Below are 18,281 nucleotides of genomic sequence, written 5' to 3'. Positions count from 1 at the left end.
ACATTTTACTGATAAGCAGGCTCTGAGATGGTTGACGATTCACAAGACACGACGCACTTTGGTTTTCAGACTGTTGCCAAAGCGCAGAAAGCTGACATGGTGGCCCACGTATTTCACTCTGTGGCGGCGAAGTACGATGTGATGAATGACTTGATGTCATTCGGTATTCATCGCTTGTGGAAGCGCTTCACCATCGACTGCAGCGGTGTGCGTCGTGGACAAACGGTGCTTGATTTAGCTGGCGGCACGGGCGATTTAACCGCGAAATTCTCTCGCCTGGTAGGCGAAACTGGCCGTGTCGTTCTGGCAGATATTAATGATTCAATGCTGAAAATGGGACGCGAAAAGCTGCGTAACATCGGCGTGGTGGGGAATGTGGAATATGTGCAGGCGAACGCCGAAGCGCTGCCATTCCCGGACAACACTTTTGACTGCATTACCATCTCCTTCGGTCTGCGTAACGTCACTGATAAAGAGAAAGCGCTGCGTTCTATGTACCGCGTGCTGAAGCCGGGTGGACGTCTGCTGGTGCTTGAGTTCTCTAAACCGATTATTGAACCACTGAGCAAAGCTTACGACGCTTATTCATTCCACGTACTCCCTCGCATTGGTGAGCTGGTGGCAAACGACGCGGAAAGCTACCGTTATCTGGCTGAATCTATTCGTATGCACCCGGATCAGGACACATTAAAAGCCATGATGCAGGATGCGGAATTTGAGAATGTTGAATATTTCAACCTGACGGCGGGTGTCGTCGCGCTGCATCGCGGTTACAAATTCTGAGTGGAGGTGTCTTGTGCCCTTTAAACCCCTGGTCACTGCTGGCATCGAGAATGTACTGAATGCCTTTCTGTATCGCGCCCCGGCGCTGAAAGCTGCACGTCAGCGGCTTAACGGGAAGGTATTACGCATTGTTTTAAAAGAGTTCTCGACGCCGCTGGTGCTGGTTTTCAGCGAACGCCAGCTTGACGTTCTGGGTGAGTGGGAGGGTGAAGCCGACTGCTCTGTTATCACGCACATGAGCGTGTTGCCAAAATTACACGACCGCCAGCAATTAACTGCACTGATCCGCAGCGGTGAGCTGGAAGTGGAAGGCGACATTCAGGTTGTACAGAATTTCGTTGCGCTCAGTGACCTTGCCGAGTTCGACCCCGCAGAGCTGCTTTCACCTTTTGTTGGTGACATTGCCGCCGAAGGGATCGGTAAAGCTATTCATGGTGGGGCGGCATTTTTGCGTAAAAACCTGCAACGGCAACAACGCTATGCGGCGGAAGTGCTGACGGAAGAGTGGCGTATGGCCCCTGGACCACTGGAAGTGGCGTGGTTTGCGGAAGAGACCGCTGCTGTTGAACGTGCGGTTGATGCGTTAACCAAACGGCTGGAAAAACTGGAGGGCAAATGACGCCTGGTGAAATTCGGCGCCTCTATTTCATTATTCGCATCTTTTTGAGCTACGGGCTCGACGAGCTTATCCCCAAAATGCGTATCACGCTGCCGCTTCGTATCTGGCGGCGGATGCTGTTCTGGATGCCTAATCGACATAAGGGACAGCCGCTGGGTGAACGTCTGCGTCTGGCGCTGCAGGAGCTCGGTCCGGTCTGGATTAAATTCGGTCAGATGCTTTCGACTCGCCGCGATCTCTTCCCGCCTCTGATTGCGGATGAGCTGGCGATGCTGCAGGATCGCGTTGCACCGTTTGACGGCGCACGCGCGAAAAAGCAGATCGAAGAGGCGATGGGCAACATTCCCGTCGAAACCTGGTTTGACGATTTCGACATCCAGCCTCTGGCGTCGGCCTCTATCGCACAAGTCCACACAGCACGTCTGAAAGAAAACGGTAAAGAAGTTGTCATTAAGGTTATTCGCCCGGACATCCTGCCGATCATCAAAGCGGACATGAAGCTGATTTACCGGTTGGCCCGTTGGGTGCCCCGTTTGCTGCCTGATGGACGTCGTCTGCGCCCGATGGAAGTGGTGCGGGAATATGAAAAAACTCTGATTGATGAGCTTAATCTGCTGCGTGAATCGGCAAACGCCATTCAGCTGCGTCGCAACTTTGAAAACAGCCCGATGCTCTACGTACCCGAAGTCTATTCTGACTACTGTAGCCAGAATATGATGGTGATGGAGCGTATTTACGGTATTCCCGTCTCGGATGTGACGGCCCTGGAGAAACAGGGAACGAACATGAAGTTGCTGGCCGAACGTGGCGTACAGGTCTTCTTTACCCAGGTGTTCCGCGATAGCTTCTTCCATGCGGACATGCACCCGGGCAATATCTTCGTGAGCTACGAACATCCTGAGAATCCGAAGTATATCGGTATCGACTGTGGGATTGTGGGGTCGTTGAACAAAGAAGATAAACGCTATCTTGCTGAGAATTTCATCGCTTTCTTCAACCGCGACTACCGTAAGGTGGCCGAGCTGCACGTCGATTCCGGATGGGTCCCGCCGGATACCAACGTCGAAGAGTTTGAGTTTGCCATTCGAACCGTCTGCGAACCGATTTTTGAAAAACCGCTGGCGGAAATTTCCTTCGGGCATGTGCTGTTAAACCTGTTCAACACGGCTCGCCGTTTTAATATGGAAGTTCAGCCACAGCTAGTTTTACTTCAGAAAACATTACTTTACGTTGAGGGTGTAGGCCGACAGCTCTATCCTCAGTTAGACTTGTGGAAGACTGCGAAACCTTTCCTTGAATCCTGGATTAAAGATCAGGTTGGCATTCCGGCACTGGTGCGTTCACTGAAAGAGAAAGGCCCGTTCTGGATCGAAAAAATGCCTGAAATTCCTGAACTGGTTTACGACAGTTTGCGTCAGAGCAAGAACCTTCAGCACAGCATGGATAAAATCGCCCGCGAACTTCAGTCCAGCCGTGCTCGTCAGGGTCAGTCACGCTATCTTTTTGGGATTGGAGCAACGCTGCTGCTAAGTGGTACGCTGCTTCTGATCAACCGTCCGGACTGGCAGATGATGCCCGCCTGGTTGATGGCTGGTGGCGTGGTTGTCTGGCTCGTTGGCTGGAGAAAGACGCGCTGATTTTGCGTCGCTATCGACAGGTTGCATACGTATAATACGACCTGACTAATTAATCATCTATCCCTGAGGAACTTGTATGGGTGGTATCAGTATCTGGCAATTGTTGATCATTGCCGTCATCGTCGTGCTGCTGTTCGGCACCAAAAAGCTCGGTTCTATCGGTTCCGATCTGGGCGCGTCTATCAAAGGCTTCAAGAAAGCGATGAGCGATGATGAGAGCAAGCAGGATAAAACCAGCCAGGACGCTGACTTTACTGCTAAATCCATCTCCGACAAGCAAGACGAAACCAAAAAGGAAGACGCTAAACGCCACGATAAAGAGCAGGTGTAAGTCGTGTTCGACATTGGTTTTAGTGAGCTGCTGCTGGTCTTTGTGATTGGCCTGATCGTTTTGGGGCCGCAGCGTCTGCCGGTGGCGGTGAAAACTGTTGCGGGCTGGGTTCGTGCGCTGAGATCGCTTGCATCGACCGTTCAGAATGAGCTGGCACAGGAACTTAAGTTGCAGGAGTTTCAGGAAAGCCTGAAAAAGGTAGAGAAGGCGAGCATGGATAACCTGACGCCGGAACTGAAAGCCTCAATGGATGAGCTGCGCGAAGCGGCGGAATCAATGAAGCGCTCCTATAGCATTAACGATCCTGAAAAAGCGAGTGATGAAGCGAACACCATCCATAACCCGGTGGTGAAGGGCAGCGAGGAGCAGCGCGAGGGCGTAACGCCTGCTAGCGCTGAACATCAGGCTGTAGCGCCTGAACAAACGCCGCAGGAACCTGAACCGAAAAAACAGGCGCAGCCGGAAGAGCCAGCGGTAAAAGCGGCTGAAGTTAAGCCCGTCGCGCCTGTTTCCGAATCATCCCCATCGTCGAGTGATAAAGCGTAAACATGGCAGTAGATGATACTCAACCGCTTATTACGCACCTTATAGAGCTGCGTAAGCGACTGTTAAACTGCATTATTGCAGTTTTACTCATATTCCTGTGTCTGGTCTACTTCGCCAATGACATCTATCAAGTGGTCTCTGCGCCGCTGATCAAGCAGATGCCGCTGGGGGCAACGATGATTGCAACAGATGTTGCATCACCGTTTTTCACCCCTATTAAGCTTACTTTCTGGGTATCGTTGATTGCGTCTGCGCCGATCATTCTTTACCAGGTGTGGGCATTTGTGGCGCCGGCACTGTACAAACACGAACGCAAGCTGGTGATCCCGCTGCTGGTATCCAGCTCGCTGCTGTTCTATATCGGCATGGCGTTTGCCTATTTCGTTGTCTTCCCGCTGGCCTTTGGCTTCCTGACGCATACCGCGCCGGAAGGTGTCCAGGTGTCGACGGATATCGCTAGCTACCTCAGCTTTGTGATGGCACTGTTTATGGCCTTTGGCGTGGCATTCGAAGTGCCGGTGGCCATTGTGTTGCTTTGCTGGGTAGGGGTGACTACCCCTGATGATCTGCGTAAGAAGCGTCCGTATATCCTGGTCGGTGCATTTGTGGTTGGCATGCTGCTGACACCGCCGGATGTGTTCTCCCAGACGCTGCTGGCCATACCGATGTATTGCCTGTTCGAGGTCGGTGTCTTCTTCTCGCGTTTCTACGTGGGTAAAGGACGTCGAACAGATGACGAAGACGATACGTCAGACAAGACCACTGAAGAGTAAAATCAACCGCCCGTCAGGGCGGTTGTTATATGGAGATTCGCATGTTTGATATTGGACTCAACCTGACCAGCTCGCAGTTTGCGAAAGATCGTGATGAGGTCGTTGCACGTGCGTTTGCTGCCGGAGTGAAAGGACTGTTGCTGACAGGAACCAACCTGCATGAAAGCGAGCAGGCGCAGCTGTTGGCGCAACGCTACGAGCGCTGCTGGTCGACCGCTGGTGTACATCCTCATGACAGCAGCCAGTGGACTGCGGAAAGTGGCGATACCCTGTACAGGCTGGCGAAGATGCCAGAAGTGGTGGCGATCGGCGAATGCGGTCTCGATTTCAACCGTAACTTTTCCACGCCTGAAGAGCAGGAAAAAGCGTTCACGGCACAACTTGCGCTGGCAGCTGAGCTTGGAATGCCGGTGTTTTTGCACTGCCGCGACGCGCATGAGCGTTTTCTTGCCCTTCTGAACCCGTGGCTGGATAAAATACCCGGTGCGGTGCTGCACTGCTTTACCGGTTCGCGACAGGAGGCTTTGGATTGCCTGGAACGTGGGCTCTTTCTGGGGATCACTGGCTGGGTTTGTGATGAGCGCCGCGGGCTTGAGCTTCGCGAGCTGTTGCCGGTAATCCCGGCTGATCGTTTGCTCCTGGAAACGGATGCGCCTTATCTGCTGCCGAGAGACATGAAACCCAAACCGACGTCGCGGCGAAATGAACCTGCACATCTTGGGCACATCGTTGAGAACGTGGCGAAACGGCGCGGAGAAGATCCCCACTGGCTTTCCGCGCAGACGGATGACAACGTGCGTCACCTGTTTGGGATCGATTTTTAAACTTTGCGGAAGTCGGTGTTTTTAACGCTTTGCAGAACCTGTTTGTTCAGCAGGTTGAGCAACAGCATGGAGCGTGCTTCGCCGTCCGGTTCAGCGAAAATCGCCTGCAACCCTTCGAAAGCACCTTCCGTGATGACGACGCAGTCCCCTGAGTAAGGTGTTTCCGGGTCGGTGATACCTTCGGGTTGTTGATAAACCGATAGTTGATGGATCACCGTTGACGGAACCATTGCCGGGCTGGTACCAAAGCGCACAAAGTGGCTGACACCGCGTGTGGCGCTGATGGTGGTGGTGTGGATGACTTCCGGGTCGAACTCCACGAAGAGGTAGTTCGGGAACAACGGCTCACTGACGGTTGTGCGCTTCCCGCGCTGCATTTTTTCAAGCGTGATCACGGGTGTCAGGCAATTTACAGACTGACGTTCAAGATGTTCCTGCGCGCGCTGAAGCTGCCCGCGTTTGCAATAAAGTAAATACCAGGCCTGCATAATCACTCTTTCCCTTAGTTCGGGGCGCAAGCATATCAAAACCCTGGCGGGATCGCTAAGTTGATTATAATGGGGGAAAATGGAACAGAACGCATAAGTTCACGCTAATTTAACAAAATTACAGCATCAAGCAGGCTTACGCCGTATAATGAAGCGCTTACAGAGAGGCCATGACTAACTGCATGAAATACCACGATCTCCGCGACTTCCTGACGCTGCTGGAAAAGCAGGGCGAACTCAAACGCATTACACTTCCTGTTGATCCTTATCTGGAGATGACAGAAATTGCTGACCGCACCCTGCGTGCCGGTGGCCCCGCATTACTGTTTGAAAATCCGAAAGGGTACGCCATGCCGGTGTTGTGCAACCTGTTTGGTACTCCACGTCGTGTTGCATTGGGGATGGGGCAGGAAGACGTTACGGCGCTGCGTGAAGTGGGTAAACTGCTGGCGTTTCTGAAAGAGCCAGAGCCGCCGAAAGGCTTCCGCGATCTGTTCGACAAATTGCCACAGTTTAAGCAAGTATTGAACATGCCAACTAAACGCCTGCGCGGCGCGCCGTGCCAGCAGAAAGTGCTGGAAGGCGATGCGGTTGATCTGACCAAAATCCCTATTATGCAGTGCTGGCCTGAGGATGCTGCTCCGCTGATCACCTGGGGGTTGACGGTTACGCGCGGCCCTCACAAAGAGCGGCAAAATCTCGGTATTTACCGTCAGCAATTAATTGGCAAGAATAAACTCATCATGCGCTGGCTGTCGCATCGCGGCGGCGCGCTGGATTTCCAGGAGTGGTGTGCTGAGCATCCGGGTGAACGTTTCCCTGTCTCTGTCGCGTTAGGTGCCGATCCGGCCACCATTCTGGGTGCGGTGACCCCCGTGCCGGATACACTCTCTGAATACGCGTTTGCAGGCCTGCTGCGCGGAACCAAAACCGAAGTCGTGAAGTGTATTTCTAACGATCTCGAAGTTCCGGCCAGTGCGGAAATTGTGCTGGAAGGTTACATTGAGCAGGGTGAAATGGCGCCAGAAGGCCCTTACGGCGACCATACCGGCTATTACAACGAAGTGGATAACTTCCCGGTGTTTACCGTTACGCACATTACACAGCGTGAAGATGCGATCTATCACTCCACCTATACCGGACGTCCACCGGACGAACCGGCGGTACTGGGAGTGGCGCTGAATGAAGTGTTTGTGCCGATCCTGCAAAAGCAGTTCCCGGAAATTGTTGATTTTTATCTGCCGCCTGAAGGATGCTCATATCGCATGGCGGTGGTCACGATGAAGAAACAGTATCCTGGTCACGCGAAACGCGTGATGATGGGCGTATGGTCTTTCCTGCGCCAGTTTATGTATACCAAGTTTGTTATTGTCTGCGATGATGATGTTAACGCCCGCGACTGGAATGACGTAATCTGGGCCATTACCACGCGAATGGACCCGGCGCGCGATACGGTGTTAGTCGAAAACACGCCGATAGATTACCTGGATTTTGCCTCGCCGGTTTCCGGTCTTGGCTCAAAAATGGGACTGGATGCCACCAATAAATGGCCTGGCGAAACCGATCGTGAATGGGGTCGCCCGATCAAAAAAGATCCTGCAGTGACCGCGCGAATTGACGCGATCTGGGACGAGCTGGCCATAATGAATAACGGTAAACCCTGAGCTTGACCGTTAAGCCCTATAGACTTCCCGACAGAGAGAGCGAATGACAACCTTAAGCTGTAAAGTGACCTCGGTAGATGCCATCACCGACACCGTATATCGCGTCCGTTTAGTGCCAGAAGCGCCATTCTCTTTCCGCGCGGGTCAGTACCTGATGGTCGTGATGGATGAGCGTGATAAGCGTCCTTTCTCTATGGCCTCAACGCCAGCGGAGCAGGAATTTATTGAGCTTCATATTGGTGCGTCAGAGCTTAACCTGTATGCGATGGCCGTCATGGACCGCATTCTTAAAGAGCGTGAGATTGTGGTCGACATTCCTCATGGTGATGCATGGCTGCGCGATGACGAAGACCGTCCGCTGATCCTGATCGCGGGCGGTACGGGCTTCTCTTATGTGCGCTCTATTCTGCTGACCGCACTGGCGCGTAACCCGGACCGTGACATCACCATTTACTGGGGTGGCCGTGAAGAGAAACATCTCTATGACCTGTCTGAACTGGAAGCGCTGAGCGTAACCCATCCTAACCTGCGCATAGAGCCGGTGGTTGAGCAGCCGGAAGAAGGCTGGCGTGGACGCAGCGGTACGGTACTGACGGCGGTGCTACAGGATCATGGCACACTGGCAGGGCACGATATCTATATCGCTGGCCGTTTTGAGATGGCGAAAATTGCCCGTGACTTGTTCTGTAACGAACGTGATGCGCGTGAAGACCGTCTCTTCGGCGATGCTTTTGCCTTCATCTAAATAAAAAACCCGCCCCTGACAGGCGGGAAGAACGGCAACTAAACTGTCTCTCTTCGCCAATGACGCCATAACTGCGTTGGCTGCGCTCGTTCACCCGAATCACTTACTTGAGTAAGCTCATCGGGATTCGCTCGCTTGCCGCCTTGTTCTGACGGCATTGGCTTTGAGATACTTTTCCTGATTTACACTCTCTCAAACACCGTCGCGATACCCTGACCCAGCCCGATACACATCGTTGCCAGGCCAAACTGGGCATCTTTGCGCTCCATCAGGTTAATCAGCGTGGTGCTGATACGCGCGCCGGAGCAGCCCAGCGGATGGCCGAGGGCGATCGCGCCGCCGTTGAGGTTAATCTTCTCGTCGATCTGATCCATGAGTCCCAGATCTTTAATGCACGGCAGGATCTGCGCGGCGAAGGCTTCGTTCATTTCGAACAGGTCAATGTCGCTGGCGGTTAATCCCGCTTTTTTCAGCGCCAGCTTTGAGGCCGGAACCGGGCCGTAGCCCATGATTGAAGGATCGCAGCCCACGACCGCCATCGAACGTACCCGGGCGCGAGGGGTTAAGCCCAGCTCGCGGGCGCGGCTTTCGCTCATCACCAGCATCGCGGCGGCACCGTCGGACAGTGCGGACGAAGTACCTGCCGTTACCGTACCTGTGACCGGATCAAATGCCGGACGCAGCGTGGAAAGGGCTTCGACCGTGGTTTCCGGGCGGATCACTTCGTCGTAGCTGAACTGCTTCAGAACGCCGTCTGCATCATGACCACCGGTTGGGATGATCTCATTCTTAAACGCACCGGACTGTGTCGCCGCCCATGCGCGAGCGTGAGAGCGTGCGGCAAAAGCATCCTGCATTTCACGGCTGATGCCATGCAGACGAGAGAGCATCTCAGCGGTCAGGCCCATCATCCCTGCCGCTTTTGCCACGTTGCGGCTCATACCTGGGTGGAAATCGACCCCGTGGCTCATCGGCACGTGACCCATGTGCTCCACGCCGCCGACCAGGCAGGCCTGAGCATCGCCGGTCATGATCATACGTGCTGCATCATGTAACGCCTGCATTGACGAACCGCAAAGACGGTTGACGGTGACGGCCGGAACCGAATGTGGGATCTCCGCCAGCAGCGAGGCGTTGCGGGCGATGTTGAAGCCCTGCTCCAGGGTCTGCTGCACGCAGCCCCAGTAGATATCGTCGAGCGCGGTTGGGTCCAGCGCCGGGTTACGCGCCAGCAGGCTACGCATCAGGTGCGCAGAGAGGTCTTCCGCACGCACGTTACGGAATGCACCGCCTTTTGAACGGCCCATCGGGGTGCGAATCGCATCAACAATGACAACCTTTTCCATTGTGACTCCTTAAGCCGTTTTCAGCTCGCCAACCGGACGGGCTGGCTCAACTGCTGGATAGTAGGGTTCGTTATGGCGCGCTTTGTTACGCAGCCCTTCCGGCACCTCATAAAGCGGGCCGAGGTGCTGATATTGCTGAGCCATATCGAGATAGCGGGCGCTGCCGAGCGTGTCCAGCCAGCGGAACGCGCCGCCGTGGAACGGAGGGAAGCCCAGGCCGTACACCAGCGCCATGTCTGCTTCTGCCGGGCTGGCGATGATGCCTTCTTCCAGGCAACGCACCACTTCGTTGATCATCGGTATCATCATTCGGGCGATGATCTCGTCGTCGGTGAAGTCACGCTTTGGCTGACTCACTTCTGCCAGCAGGCTGTCCACTGCGGCGTCTTCTTCTTTCTTCGGTTTGCCTTTGCTGTCTTCTTTATAGCGCCAGAAGCCCAGACCGTTTTTCTGACCGAAGCGATTAGCGTCGAACAGCGCGTCAATGGCATCGCGATAATCTTTCTGCATGCGCTGCGGGAAGCCTGCCGCCATGACTGCCTGAGCGTGATGCGCGGTATCAATGCCGACTACATCCAGCAGATACGCCGGGCCCATCGGCCAGCCGAACTGTTTTTCCATCACTTTGTCGATTTTGCGGAAGTCGGCACCGTCGCGCAGCAACTGGCTGAAACCGGCGAAGTAAGGGAACAGGACGCGGTTAACGAAGAAGCCCGGGCAGTCGTTAACGACGATTGGCGTTTTGCCCATCTTGCTTGCCCATGCCACCACTTTGGCGATGGTGTCGTCTGAGGTTTTTTCCCCACGGATCACTTCGACAAGCGGCATCCGGTGTACCGGGTTGAAGAAGTGCATCCCGCAGAAGTTTTCCGGACGCTTCAGCACGCTCGCCAGTTCGCTAATCGGAATGGTGGAGGTGTTAGAGGCCAGGACGGTATCCGGACGAACCTTTTCTTCGGTTTCCGCGAGCACTGCTTTTTTAACTTTCGGGTTCTCAACGACGGCTTCGACTACCACGTCAACACGGTCGAAGCCGGTATATTCCAGCACAGGCTGAATGGTGGAGATCACGCCCGCGAGCTTCAGCCCGTCAATTTTTCCGCGTTCCAGCTGTTTATTCAGCAGCTTGGCCGCTTCGGTCATGCCCAGCGTCAGGGATTTCTCGCTGATGTCCTTCATCACCACCGGTACGCCTTTCCAGGCTGACTGATAAGCGATGCCGCCACCCATAATACCGGCACCGAGTACCGCTGCATGTTTCGGTGTCTCAACGTTTTTGGTCAGCTGTTTCGCTTTACCTTTCACGAACTGATCGTTGAGGAAGATGCCAACCAGCGCGCGGGCTTCATTGGTGTGCGCCAGCGGGACAAAGCTCTGGTTTTCCAGTTTCAGGGCTTCGTCGCGGCCAAAGCGGGCCGCCGCTTCAATGGTTTTCACCGCGGTGATGGGGGCCGGGTAGTGCTTACCCGCCGTCTGCATCACCATGCCTTTGGCAATGGTGAAGCTCATAGCGGCTTCAATCTTGCTGAGCTTTAACGGCTCCAGCTTCGGCTGGCGTTTGGCTTTCCAGTCGAGATCGCCGTTAATCGCCTGACGCAGAATGGCGAGTGCGCCTTCAACAAGCTTCTCAGGTTTCACAACGCCGTCGACCAGACCGATTTTCTGCGCCTGTTCTGCGCCAACATCTTTACCTGCCGCAATGATCTCAAGTGCACTGTCGGCACCCAGCATGCGCGGCATACGCACGGAACCACCAAAGCCCGGCATGATACCCAGCTTGGTTTCCGGGAGGCCAATGCGCAGATCCGGCGTCGCCAGACGGTAATCAGTGGCTAATACGCATTCGCAGCCACCGCCCAGCGCGTAGCCATTAACGGCGGAAATGGTCGGGACAGGAAGGTCTTCCAGACGATTAAAGACGCTGTTAGCAAAGTGCAGCCACTGGCTCAGCTGTTCCTCCGGGACCAGGAACAGAGAAAGGAATTCGGTGATATCGGCACCGACAATAAAGGCCGCTTTGTTCGAACGCAGCAGCAGCCCTTTTAATTCAGGTTGTTTTTCAAGTGCATCCAGCGCCTGGCCAAGACTGGCCACCGTCGCGGTATCAAGCTTATTCACTGAGCCGGGGGCATCGAACACCAGTTCGGCAATGCCATCTTCCAGCCAGTTGAGGTACAGGGTGTCGCCTTTGTAGAGCATGTCAGTCTCCTGAATCCAGCAATTGGATCTGGTCATACCAGATGAATCGGAGTGTGGAATTTATGTTAATAAAATGCAAATCACTCATTAAGAAATTGCTGCATTGATCACGGTCGGTGTAAATCACGCAGCCGGAGTGAGGTGTGCTAAGATGCGATGACTTGAGGTCAATAAAACGAAAGGAAGAATGATGGACTCACTGGCTTCGCTTTATAAAAATCATATCGTTACCCTACAAGAACGTACCCGCGATGTACTGGCCCGCTTTAAGCTGGATGCGCTGTTAATCCACTCTGGCGAGCTTTTGAATACTTTTCTGGATGACCATGCTTATCCGTTCAAGGTCAACCCACAGTTTAAGGCCTGGGTGCCGGTAACCCAGGTTCCAAATTGCTGGCTGCTGGTGGATGGCGTGAATAAGCCAAAATTGTGGTTCTATCTGCCTGTCGATTATTGGCACAACGTGGAACCGCTGCCGACCAGCTTCTGGACGGAAGAAGTGGATATCATTGCATTACCAAAAGCTGACGGCATTGGCAGCCAGTTGCCTGCTGCGCGCGGCAATATCGCCTATATTGGCCCTGTTCCGGAGCGTGCATTGGGCCTGGATATTCCGGCTGACAAGCTTAACCCGAAAGGGGTGCTGGATTACCTGCATTACTATCGCGCATATAAAACCGACTACGAACTTTACTGCATGCGTGAAGCGCAAAAAACGGCGGTGAACGGCCACCGCGCCGCGCATGAAGCATTCCAGTCTGGCATGAGCGAGTTCGATATCAACCAGGCCTACCTGACCGCGACCGGGCACCGTGATACGGACGTGCCGTACAGCAATATCGTCGCGCTGAATGAACACGCTTCCGTGTTGCACTACACCAAACTCGATCACCATGTGCCGTCGGAGATGCGCAGCTTCCTGCTGGATGCGGGTGCGGAGTACAACGGTTATGCGGCTGACCTGACCCGTACATGGGCGGCAAACGCGGATACTGACTTTGCGCATCTGATCAAAGACGTCAATGACGAACAGCTGGCCCTTATCAGTACCATGAAAGCGGGAACCAGTTACGTGGATTACCATATCCAGTTCCATCAGCGCATCGCGAAGCTGTTGCGTAAGCACCAGATTGTGAAAGACATGAGCGAAGAGGCGATGGTCGAGAACGATCTGACCGGGCCATTCATGCCGCACGGGATCGGTCACCCGTTGGGTCTGCAGGTTCACGATGTTGCAGGTTTTATGCAGGATGATACCGGTACGCACCTGGCGGCACCGTCTAAATATCCTTACCTGCGCTGCACCCGCATTCTTGAACCACGCATGGTGCTGACGATTGAACCGGGGATCTACTTTATCGAATCGCTGTTAGCACCCTGGCGTGAAGGTCAGTTCAGCAAACACTTCAACTGGGAAAAAATTGAAGCGCTGAAACCGTTTGGTGGCATTCGTATTGAAGATAACGTGGTCGTTCACGAAAACGGTATCGAGAATATGACGCGAGATCTGAAGCTGGCCTGATGGAAAGCTGGCTGATACCGGCTGAACCGGTCACCTTTGTTGAGGAAATCAAGAAAAGCCGCTTTATTACGCTGCTGGCACATACCGATGGCGTAGAGGCGGCAAAGGCGTTTGTTGAATCTGTTCGGGCGGAGCATCCTGACGCACGTCACCACTGTGTGGCGTGGGTCGCGGGGCCTCCAGACGATTCGCAGCAGTTGGGCTTTTCCGACGACGGTGAACCGGCTGGCACAGCCGGAAAACCCATGCTTTCGCAGCTGATGGGCAGCGGTGTGGGTGAAATTACCGCCGTGGTGGTGCGCTACTACGGCGGGATCCTGTTAGGCACGGGTGGGCTGGTTAAAGCGTATGGCGGCGGAGTTCAGCAGGCACTGAATTTGCTGATAACTACCCGCAAAACACCACTCACAGAATATACTTTACTGTGCGATTACGGACAGTTATCCGGTATCGAAGCGTTGCTGAAGCAGTTTAACGGCGTCATCGCGCACAGTGAATATCAGGCAATGGTGCAATTACGCGTGGCGCTTCCTCAGGCGGAACTGGCTGCTTTTTCAGCAAAACTGGCTGATTTTAGTCGTGGTTCGTTGCAATTGCTGCCGATTGAAGAATAATCCCCACCTCACTTTTTTGAATACCAAAGGAAGCGGCAGAGATGCATTTTCGTGCCATAACCCGAATCGTTGGACTGCTGGTCATACTCTTTTCCGGGACGATGATTCTCCCTGGGCTGGTGGCGCTTATCTACCGGGACGGCGCGGGGCGGGCATTTACCCAGACTTTCTTTGTTGCGCTGGCGATCGGCTCTCTGTTGTGGTGGCCTAACCGTCGTCAGAAGGTCGAGCTGAAATCACGCGAAGGATTTTTGATTGTCGTCTTGTTCTGGACGGTGCTGGGAAGCGTCGGTTCTCTGCCCTTTATCTTCTCCGAACAACCGAATCTGAGCATCACGGACGCATTTTTTGAATCGTTCTCTGGTTTAACAACAACCGGAGCGACGACGCTGGTGGGACTGGATTCGTTACCGCACGCGATTCTCTTTTATCGCCAGATGCTGCAATGGTTCGGTGGTATGGGGATCATCGTCCTGGCCGTGGCTATCCTGCCTATTCTGGGCGTCGGTGGGATGCAGCTCTATCGTGCCGAAATGCCCGGGCCGCTGAAAGATAACAAGATGCGCCCGCGTATTGCCGAGACGGCGAAAACGCTGTGGCTTATTTATGTCTTGCTGACGGTCGCCTGTGCGCTGGCGCTATGGTTCGCCGGTATGCCGGCATTCGATGCTATCGGACACAGTTTTGCGACGATTGCTATCGGCGGGTTCTCCACCCACGATGCCAGCGTGGGCTACTTTGACAGCCCTACGATTAACACCATTATTGCTATTTTCCTGCTGATTTCCGGCTGTAACTACGGTTTGCACTTCTCTTTACTCAGCGGGCGCAGCCTGAAAGTGTACTGGCGTGACCCCGAGTTCCGCATGTTCATTGGCGTTCAGCTTACGCTGGTTATCATCTGTACCCTGGTATTGTGGTTCCATGATGTTTATAACTCCGCGTTGACCACGTTAAACCAGGCGTTCTTCCAGGTGGTGTCGATGGCGACGACCGCCGGGTTTACCACGGATAGTATTGCGCGCTGGCCGTTATTCCTGCCGGTGTTACTGTTATGCTCCGCCTTTATTGGCGGCTGCGCGGGATCCACGGGCGGTGGCCTGAAGGTGATTCGTATTCTGCTGCTGTTCAAGCAGGGCAACCGTGAGCTGAAGCGTCTGGTCCACCCGAACGCGGTCTACAGTATCAAACTGGGAAACCGGGCACTGCCGGAACGTATCCTCGAAGCGGTGTGGGGTTTCTTCTCGGCGTATGCGCTGGTCTTTATCGTCAGTATGCTGGCGATCATCGCGACGGGGGTGGATGATTTCTCTGCTTTTGCATCCGTCGTAGCAACATTAAATAACCTTGGGCCAGGCCTGGGGGTTGTGGCGGATAACTTTGCCAGCATGAACCCGGTCGCGAAATGGATCCTCATCGCCAATATGCTGTTTGGTCGTCTTGAGGTCTTTACGCTGCTGGTGCTGTTCACCCCAACGTTCTGGCGCGAGTAAGGAGCCGTTGATGAAAACACTGATTCTTTTCTCTACCCGAGATGGACAAACGCGTGAGATTGCCGCGTATCTGGCGTCGGAATTAAAAGAGCTGGGAATTTACTCTGATGTGGTGAACCTGAATCGTGTCGGACAGATTACCTGGCAGGATTACGATCGCGTGGTGATTGGCGCGTCAATTCGTTACGGTCATTTTCATCCGGCACTTGATCGCTTCGTGAAAAAGCACACCGCGGTGCTCAACAAATTGCCTGGCGCGTTCTACTCGGTCAATCTGGTTGCTCGTAAAGCAGAGAAGCGTACGCCGCAGACCAACAGCTACACGCGCAAGTTCTTGCTGAACTCTCCATGGCAGCCAGACCTTTGTGCCGTCTTTGCTGGTGCGCTGCGTTATCCTCGCTATCGCTGGTATGACCGCTTCATGATCCGCCTGATTATGAAGATGACGGGGGGCGAAACCGATACGCGTAAAGAAGTGGTTTATACCGACTGGTCGCAGGTGGCCAGTTTTGCGCGGGAAATCGCGCATTTATCGGGCGATTCGCGGGTTAAATAAGCGTTGAGTCTGAAAAGTGAGCGAACGAAAAGTTTTTTTAAATTTCCTCTTGTCACGTCGGAATAACTCCCTATAATGCGCCTCCACTGACACGGAACAACGGCACGCACGCCGCCGGGTCAGCAGAGAAAAGCAAAATAAACGCTTGACTCTGTAGCGGGAAAGCGTAATATGCACACCCCGCGCCGCAGCGAAAACGAAGCGGCACTGCTCTTTAACAATTTATCAGACAATCTGTGTGGGCACTCAAAGTGACATGGATTCTTAATGTCCTCGGACACTAAATGAATACCAAGTCTCAACGAGTGAACACGTAATTCATTACGAAGTTTAATTCATTGAGCATCAAACTTTTAAATTGAAGAGTTTGATCATGGCTCAGATTGAACGCTGGCGGCAGGCCTAACACATGCAAGTCGAGCGGTAGCACAGAGAGCTTGCTCTCGGGTGACGAGCGGCGGACGGGTGAGTAATGTCTGGGAAACTGCCTGATGGAGGGGGATAACTACTGGAAACGGTAGCTAATACCGCATAACGTCGCAAGACCAAAGAGGGGGACCTTCGGGCCTCTTGCCATCAGATGTGCCCAGATGGGATTAGCTAGTAGGTGGGGTAACGGCTCACCTAGGCGACGATCCCTAGCTGGTCTGAGAGGATGACCAGCCACACTGGAACTGAGACACGGTCCAGACTCCTACGGGAGGCAGCAGTGGGGAATATTGCACAATGGGCGCAAGCCTGATGCAGCCATGCCGCGTGTATGAAGAAGGCCTTCGGGTTGTAAAGTACTTTCAGCGGGGAGGAAGGTGCTGAGGTTAATAACCTCAGCAATTGACGTTACCCGCAGAAGAAGCACCGGCTAACTCCGTGCCAGCAGCCGCGGTAATACGGAGGGTGCAAGCGTTAATCGGAATTACTGGGCGTAAAGCGCACGCAGGCGGTCTGTCAAGTCGGATGTGAAATCCCCGGGCTCAACCTGGGAACTGCATTCGAAACTGGCAGGCTAGAGTCTTGTAGAGGGGGGTAGAATTCCAGGTGTAGCGGTGAAATGCGTAGAGATCTGGAGGAATACCGGTGGCGAAGGCGGCCCCCTGGACAAAGACTGACGCTCAGGTGCGAAAGCGTGGGGAGCAAACAGGATTAGATACCCTGGTAGTCCACGCCGTAAACGATGTCGACTTGGAGGTTGTGCCCTTGAGGCGTGGCTTCCGGAGCTAACGCGTTAAGTCGACCGCCTGGGGAGTACGGCCGCAAGGTTAAAACTCAAATGAATTGACGGGGGCCCGCACAAGCGGTGGAGCATGTGGTTTAATTCGATGCAACGCGAAGAACCTTACCTACTCTTGACATCCAGAGAACTTAGCAGAGATGCTTTGGTGCCTTCGGGAACTCTGAGACAGGTGCTGCATGGCTGTCGTCAGCTCGTGTTGTGAAATGTTGGGTTAAGTCCCGCAACGAGCGCAACCCTTATCCTTTGTTGCCAGCGGTCCGGCCGGGAACTCAAAGGAGACTGCCAGTGATAAACTGGAGGAAGGTGGGGATGACGTCAAGTCATCATGGCCCTTACGAGTAGGGCTACACACGTGCTACAATGGCGCATACAAAGAGAAGCGACCTCGCGAGAGCAAGCGGACCTCATAAAGTGCGTCGTAGTCCGGATTGGAGTCTGCAACTCGACTCCATGAAGTCGGAATCGCTAGTAATCGTAGATCAGAATGCTACGGTGAATACGTTCCCGGGCCTTGTACACACCGCCCGTCACACCATGGGAGTGGGTTGCAAAAGAAGTAGGTAGCTTAACCTTCGGGAGGGCGCTTACCACTTTGTGATTCATGACTGGGGTGAAGTCGTAACAAGGTAACCGTAGGGGAACCTGCGGTTGGATCACCTCCTTACCTTAAAGAACCTGCCTTTGCAGTGCTCACACAGATTGTCTGATGAAAAGTAAATAGCAAGGCGTCTTGCGATTGAGACTTATACGTCCCCTTCGTCTAGAGGCCCAGGACACCGCCCTTTCACGGCGGTAACAGGGGTTCGAATCCCCTAGGGGACGCCACTTGCTGGTTCGTGAGTGAAAGTCACCTGCCGTCATATCTCAAAACTGACTTGCGAGTCATGTTTGAGATATTTGCTCTTTAAAA

At 53.9% G+C, this 18,281-nt stretch carries 16 protein-coding genes, 1 tRNA gene and 1 rRNA gene; 15 read left to right on the top strand and 3 right to left on the bottom strand.

The genetic code is table 11. The features are described from left to right. Positions 1 to 27: 27 nt before the first annotated feature. The 7 genes from ubiE to tatD all read left to right on the top strand — a co-directional run bounded on the left by ubiE (position 28) and on the right by tatD (position 5,513). Positions 28 to 783 (top strand): bifunctional demethylmenaquinone methyltransferase/2-methoxy-6-polyprenyl-1,4-benzoquinol methylase UbiE, encoded by a 756-nt coding sequence (ubiE, locus tag ACLHV8_RS21180; RefSeq protein ID WP_008501525.1) that lies wholly within the window; start codon positions 28 to 30, stop codon positions 781 to 783. A 13-nt stretch (positions 784 to 796) separates the two neighbouring features. Beyond that, positions 797 to 1,402: a ubiquinone biosynthesis protein UbiJ gene (gene ubiJ, locus ACLHV8_RS21175; protein WP_208594815.1), complete on the top strand. Its 606-nt coding sequence runs from the start codon at positions 797 to 799 to the stop codon at positions 1,400 to 1,402. Next, a complete protein-coding gene (gene ubiB, locus ACLHV8_RS21170) occupies positions 1,399 to 3,039 on the top strand; it encodes a ubiquinone biosynthesis regulatory protein kinase UbiB (RefSeq protein WP_128348547.1) in 1,641 nt (546 codons plus the stop codon). Before ubiJ ends, ubiB begins: the two co-directional genes overlap by 4 nt. A 76-nt stretch (positions 3,040 to 3,115) precedes the next feature. Then, positions 3,116 to 3,370, top strand: coding sequence for a Sec-independent protein translocase subunit TatA (gene tatA, locus ACLHV8_RS21165; protein WP_028018172.1), 255 nt, complete (start codon positions 3,116 to 3,118; stop codon positions 3,368 to 3,370). Between the two features lie 3 nt (positions 3,371 to 3,373). Beyond that, complete coding sequence (gene tatB, locus ACLHV8_RS21160) at positions 3,374 to 3,916, top strand: Sec-independent protein translocase protein TatB (protein ID WP_028018171.1); 543 nt, start codon at positions 3,374 to 3,376, stop codon at positions 3,914 to 3,916. A gap of 2 nt (positions 3,917 to 3,918) precedes the next feature. Then, a complete protein-coding gene (gene tatC, locus ACLHV8_RS21155; RefSeq protein WP_028018170.1) occupies positions 3,919 to 4,689 on the top strand; it encodes a Sec-independent protein translocase subunit TatC in 771 nt (256 codons plus the stop codon). Between the two features lie 41 nt (positions 4,690 to 4,730). Then, positions 4,731 to 5,513 (top strand): 3'-5' ssDNA/RNA exonuclease TatD, encoded by a 783-nt coding sequence (gene tatD, locus ACLHV8_RS21150; RefSeq protein WP_134708719.1) that lies wholly within the window; start codon positions 4,731 to 4,733, stop codon positions 5,511 to 5,513. Here the strand turns inward: tatD and rfaH are convergent. Beyond that, a complete protein-coding gene (rfaH, locus tag ACLHV8_RS21145) occupies positions 5,510 to 6,001 on the bottom strand; it encodes a transcription/translation regulatory transformer protein RfaH (RefSeq protein WP_028018168.1) in 492 nt (163 codons plus the stop codon). The genes tatD and rfaH overlap by 4 nt on opposite strands. A 170-nt stretch (positions 6,002 to 6,171) precedes the next feature. On the opposite strand from rfaH, the gene ubiD reads away from it, so the two are divergent. Both ubiD and fre read left to right on the top strand, forming a co-directional pair. Then, positions 6,172 to 7,665 carry a 4-hydroxy-3-polyprenylbenzoate decarboxylase gene (gene ubiD / locus ACLHV8_RS21140; RefSeq protein ID WP_028018167.1) on the top strand — a complete coding sequence of 498 codons (1,494 nt, stop codon included), beginning with the start codon at positions 6,172 to 6,174 and terminating at the stop codon, positions 7,663 to 7,665. 43 nt (positions 7,666 to 7,708) lie between these two features. Then, positions 7,709 to 8,410 carry an NAD(P)H-flavin reductase gene (gene fre / locus ACLHV8_RS21135; protein ID WP_008501516.1) on the top strand — a complete coding sequence of 234 codons (702 nt, stop codon included), beginning with the start codon at positions 7,709 to 7,711 and terminating at the stop codon, positions 8,408 to 8,410. A gap of 182 nt (positions 8,411 to 8,592) precedes the next feature. On the opposite strand, the gene fadA is transcribed toward fre, so the two are convergent. Together fadA and fadB are read right to left on the bottom strand one after the other, a co-directional pair. Continuing rightward, entirely contained in the window at positions 8,593 to 9,756 is a 1,164-nt protein-coding gene (gene fadA, locus ACLHV8_RS21130; protein WP_010436772.1) for an acetyl-CoA C-acyltransferase FadA, read from the bottom strand. 9 nt (positions 9,757 to 9,765) lie between these two features. Beyond that, positions 9,766 to 11,955, bottom strand: a complete 2,190-nt coding sequence (gene fadB / locus ACLHV8_RS21125) for a fatty acid oxidation complex subunit alpha FadB (protein ID WP_208594813.1) — start codon at positions 11,953 to 11,955, stop codon at positions 9,766 to 9,768. Between the two features lie 190 nt (positions 11,956 to 12,145). Between fadB and pepQ the strand changes: the two genes are divergently transcribed. From pepQ to ACLHV8_RS21095, 6 genes are all read left to right on the top strand, one after another. Then, complete coding sequence (pepQ, locus tag ACLHV8_RS21120) at positions 12,146 to 13,477, top strand: Xaa-Pro dipeptidase (protein WP_028018164.1); 1,332 nt, start codon at positions 12,146 to 12,148, stop codon at positions 13,475 to 13,477. Next, a complete protein-coding gene (locus ACLHV8_RS21115; RefSeq protein WP_028018163.1) occupies positions 13,477 to 14,091 on the top strand; it encodes an IMPACT family protein in 615 nt (204 codons plus the stop codon). The genes pepQ and ACLHV8_RS21115 overlap by 1 nt, the downstream gene beginning before the upstream one ends. A gap of 41 nt (positions 14,092 to 14,132) precedes the next feature. Next, positions 14,133 to 15,584, top strand: coding sequence for a Trk system potassium transporter TrkH (trkH, locus tag ACLHV8_RS21110; RefSeq protein ID WP_208594812.1), 1,452 nt, complete (start codon positions 14,133 to 14,135; stop codon positions 15,582 to 15,584). 10 nt (positions 15,585 to 15,594) lie between these two features. After that, entirely contained in the window at positions 15,595 to 16,140 is a 546-nt protein-coding gene (gene hemG, locus ACLHV8_RS21105; protein ID WP_028018162.1) for a menaquinone-dependent protoporphyrinogen IX dehydrogenase, read from the top strand. Positions 16,141 to 16,495: 355 nt separating this feature from the next. Next, positions 16,496 to 18,035 (top strand): 16S ribosomal RNA (locus ACLHV8_RS21100). A gap of 85 nt (positions 18,036 to 18,120) precedes the next feature. Continuing rightward, a tRNA-Glu gene (locus ACLHV8_RS21095) sits at positions 18,121 to 18,196 on the top strand. Positions 18,197 to 18,281 lie beyond the last annotated feature (85 nt).

Origin of the sequence: Enterobacter sp. CPE_E863, from assembly GCF_046521465.1 — a bacterium.
Taxonomy (GTDB): Bacteria; Pseudomonadota; Gammaproteobacteria; order Enterobacterales; family Enterobacteriaceae; genus Enterobacter; species Enterobacter adelaidei.
The sequence above is the reverse complement of the archived record's forward strand: the minus strand, read 5'-3'. Positions and strand labels throughout refer to the sequence as shown.

What these genes read in the sequence shown, in the direction of transcription:
- ubiE (WP_008501525.1), top strand. Translation starts at nt 28, where the DNA reads ATGGTTGACGATTCACAAGACACGACGCACTTTGGTTTTCAGACTGTT.
- ubiB (WP_128348547.1), top strand. Translation starts at nt 1,399, where the DNA reads ATGACGCCTGGTGAAATTCGGCGCCTCTATTTCATTATTCGCATCTTT.
- tatA (WP_028018172.1), top strand. Translation starts at nt 3,116, where the DNA reads ATGGGTGGTATCAGTATCTGGCAATTGTTGATCATTGCCGTCATCGTC.
- tatC (WP_028018170.1), top strand. Translation starts at nt 3,919, where the DNA reads ATGGCAGTAGATGATACTCAACCGCTTATTACGCACCTTATAGAGCTG.
- tatD (WP_134708719.1), top strand. Translation starts at nt 4,731, where the DNA reads ATGTTTGATATTGGACTCAACCTGACCAGCTCGCAGTTTGCGAAAGAT.
- rfaH (WP_028018168.1), bottom strand. Translation starts at nt 6,001, where the DNA reads ATGCAGGCCTGGTATTTACTTTATTGCAAACGCGGGCAGCTTCAGCGC.
- ubiD (WP_028018167.1), top strand. Translation starts at nt 6,172, where the DNA reads ATGACTAACTGCATGAAATACCACGATCTCCGCGACTTCCTGACGCTG.
- fre (WP_008501516.1), top strand. Translation starts at nt 7,709, where the DNA reads ATGACAACCTTAAGCTGTAAAGTGACCTCGGTAGATGCCATCACCGAC.
- fadA (WP_010436772.1), bottom strand. Translation starts at nt 9,756, where the DNA reads ATGGAAAAGGTTGTCATTGTTGATGCGATTCGCACCCCGATGGGCCGT.
- fadB (WP_208594813.1), bottom strand. Translation starts at nt 11,955, where the DNA reads ATGCTCTACAAAGGCGACACCCTGTACCTCAACTGGCTGGAAGATGGC.
- pepQ (WP_028018164.1), top strand. Translation starts at nt 12,146, where the DNA reads ATGGACTCACTGGCTTCGCTTTATAAAAATCATATCGTTACCCTACAA.
- ACLHV8_RS21115 (WP_028018163.1), top strand. Translation starts at nt 13,477, where the DNA reads ATGGAAAGCTGGCTGATACCGGCTGAACCGGTCACCTTTGTTGAGGAA.
- trkH (WP_208594812.1), top strand. Translation starts at nt 14,133, where the DNA reads ATGCATTTTCGTGCCATAACCCGAATCGTTGGACTGCTGGTCATACTC.
- hemG (WP_028018162.1), top strand. Translation starts at nt 15,595, where the DNA reads ATGAAAACACTGATTCTTTTCTCTACCCGAGATGGACAAACGCGTGAG.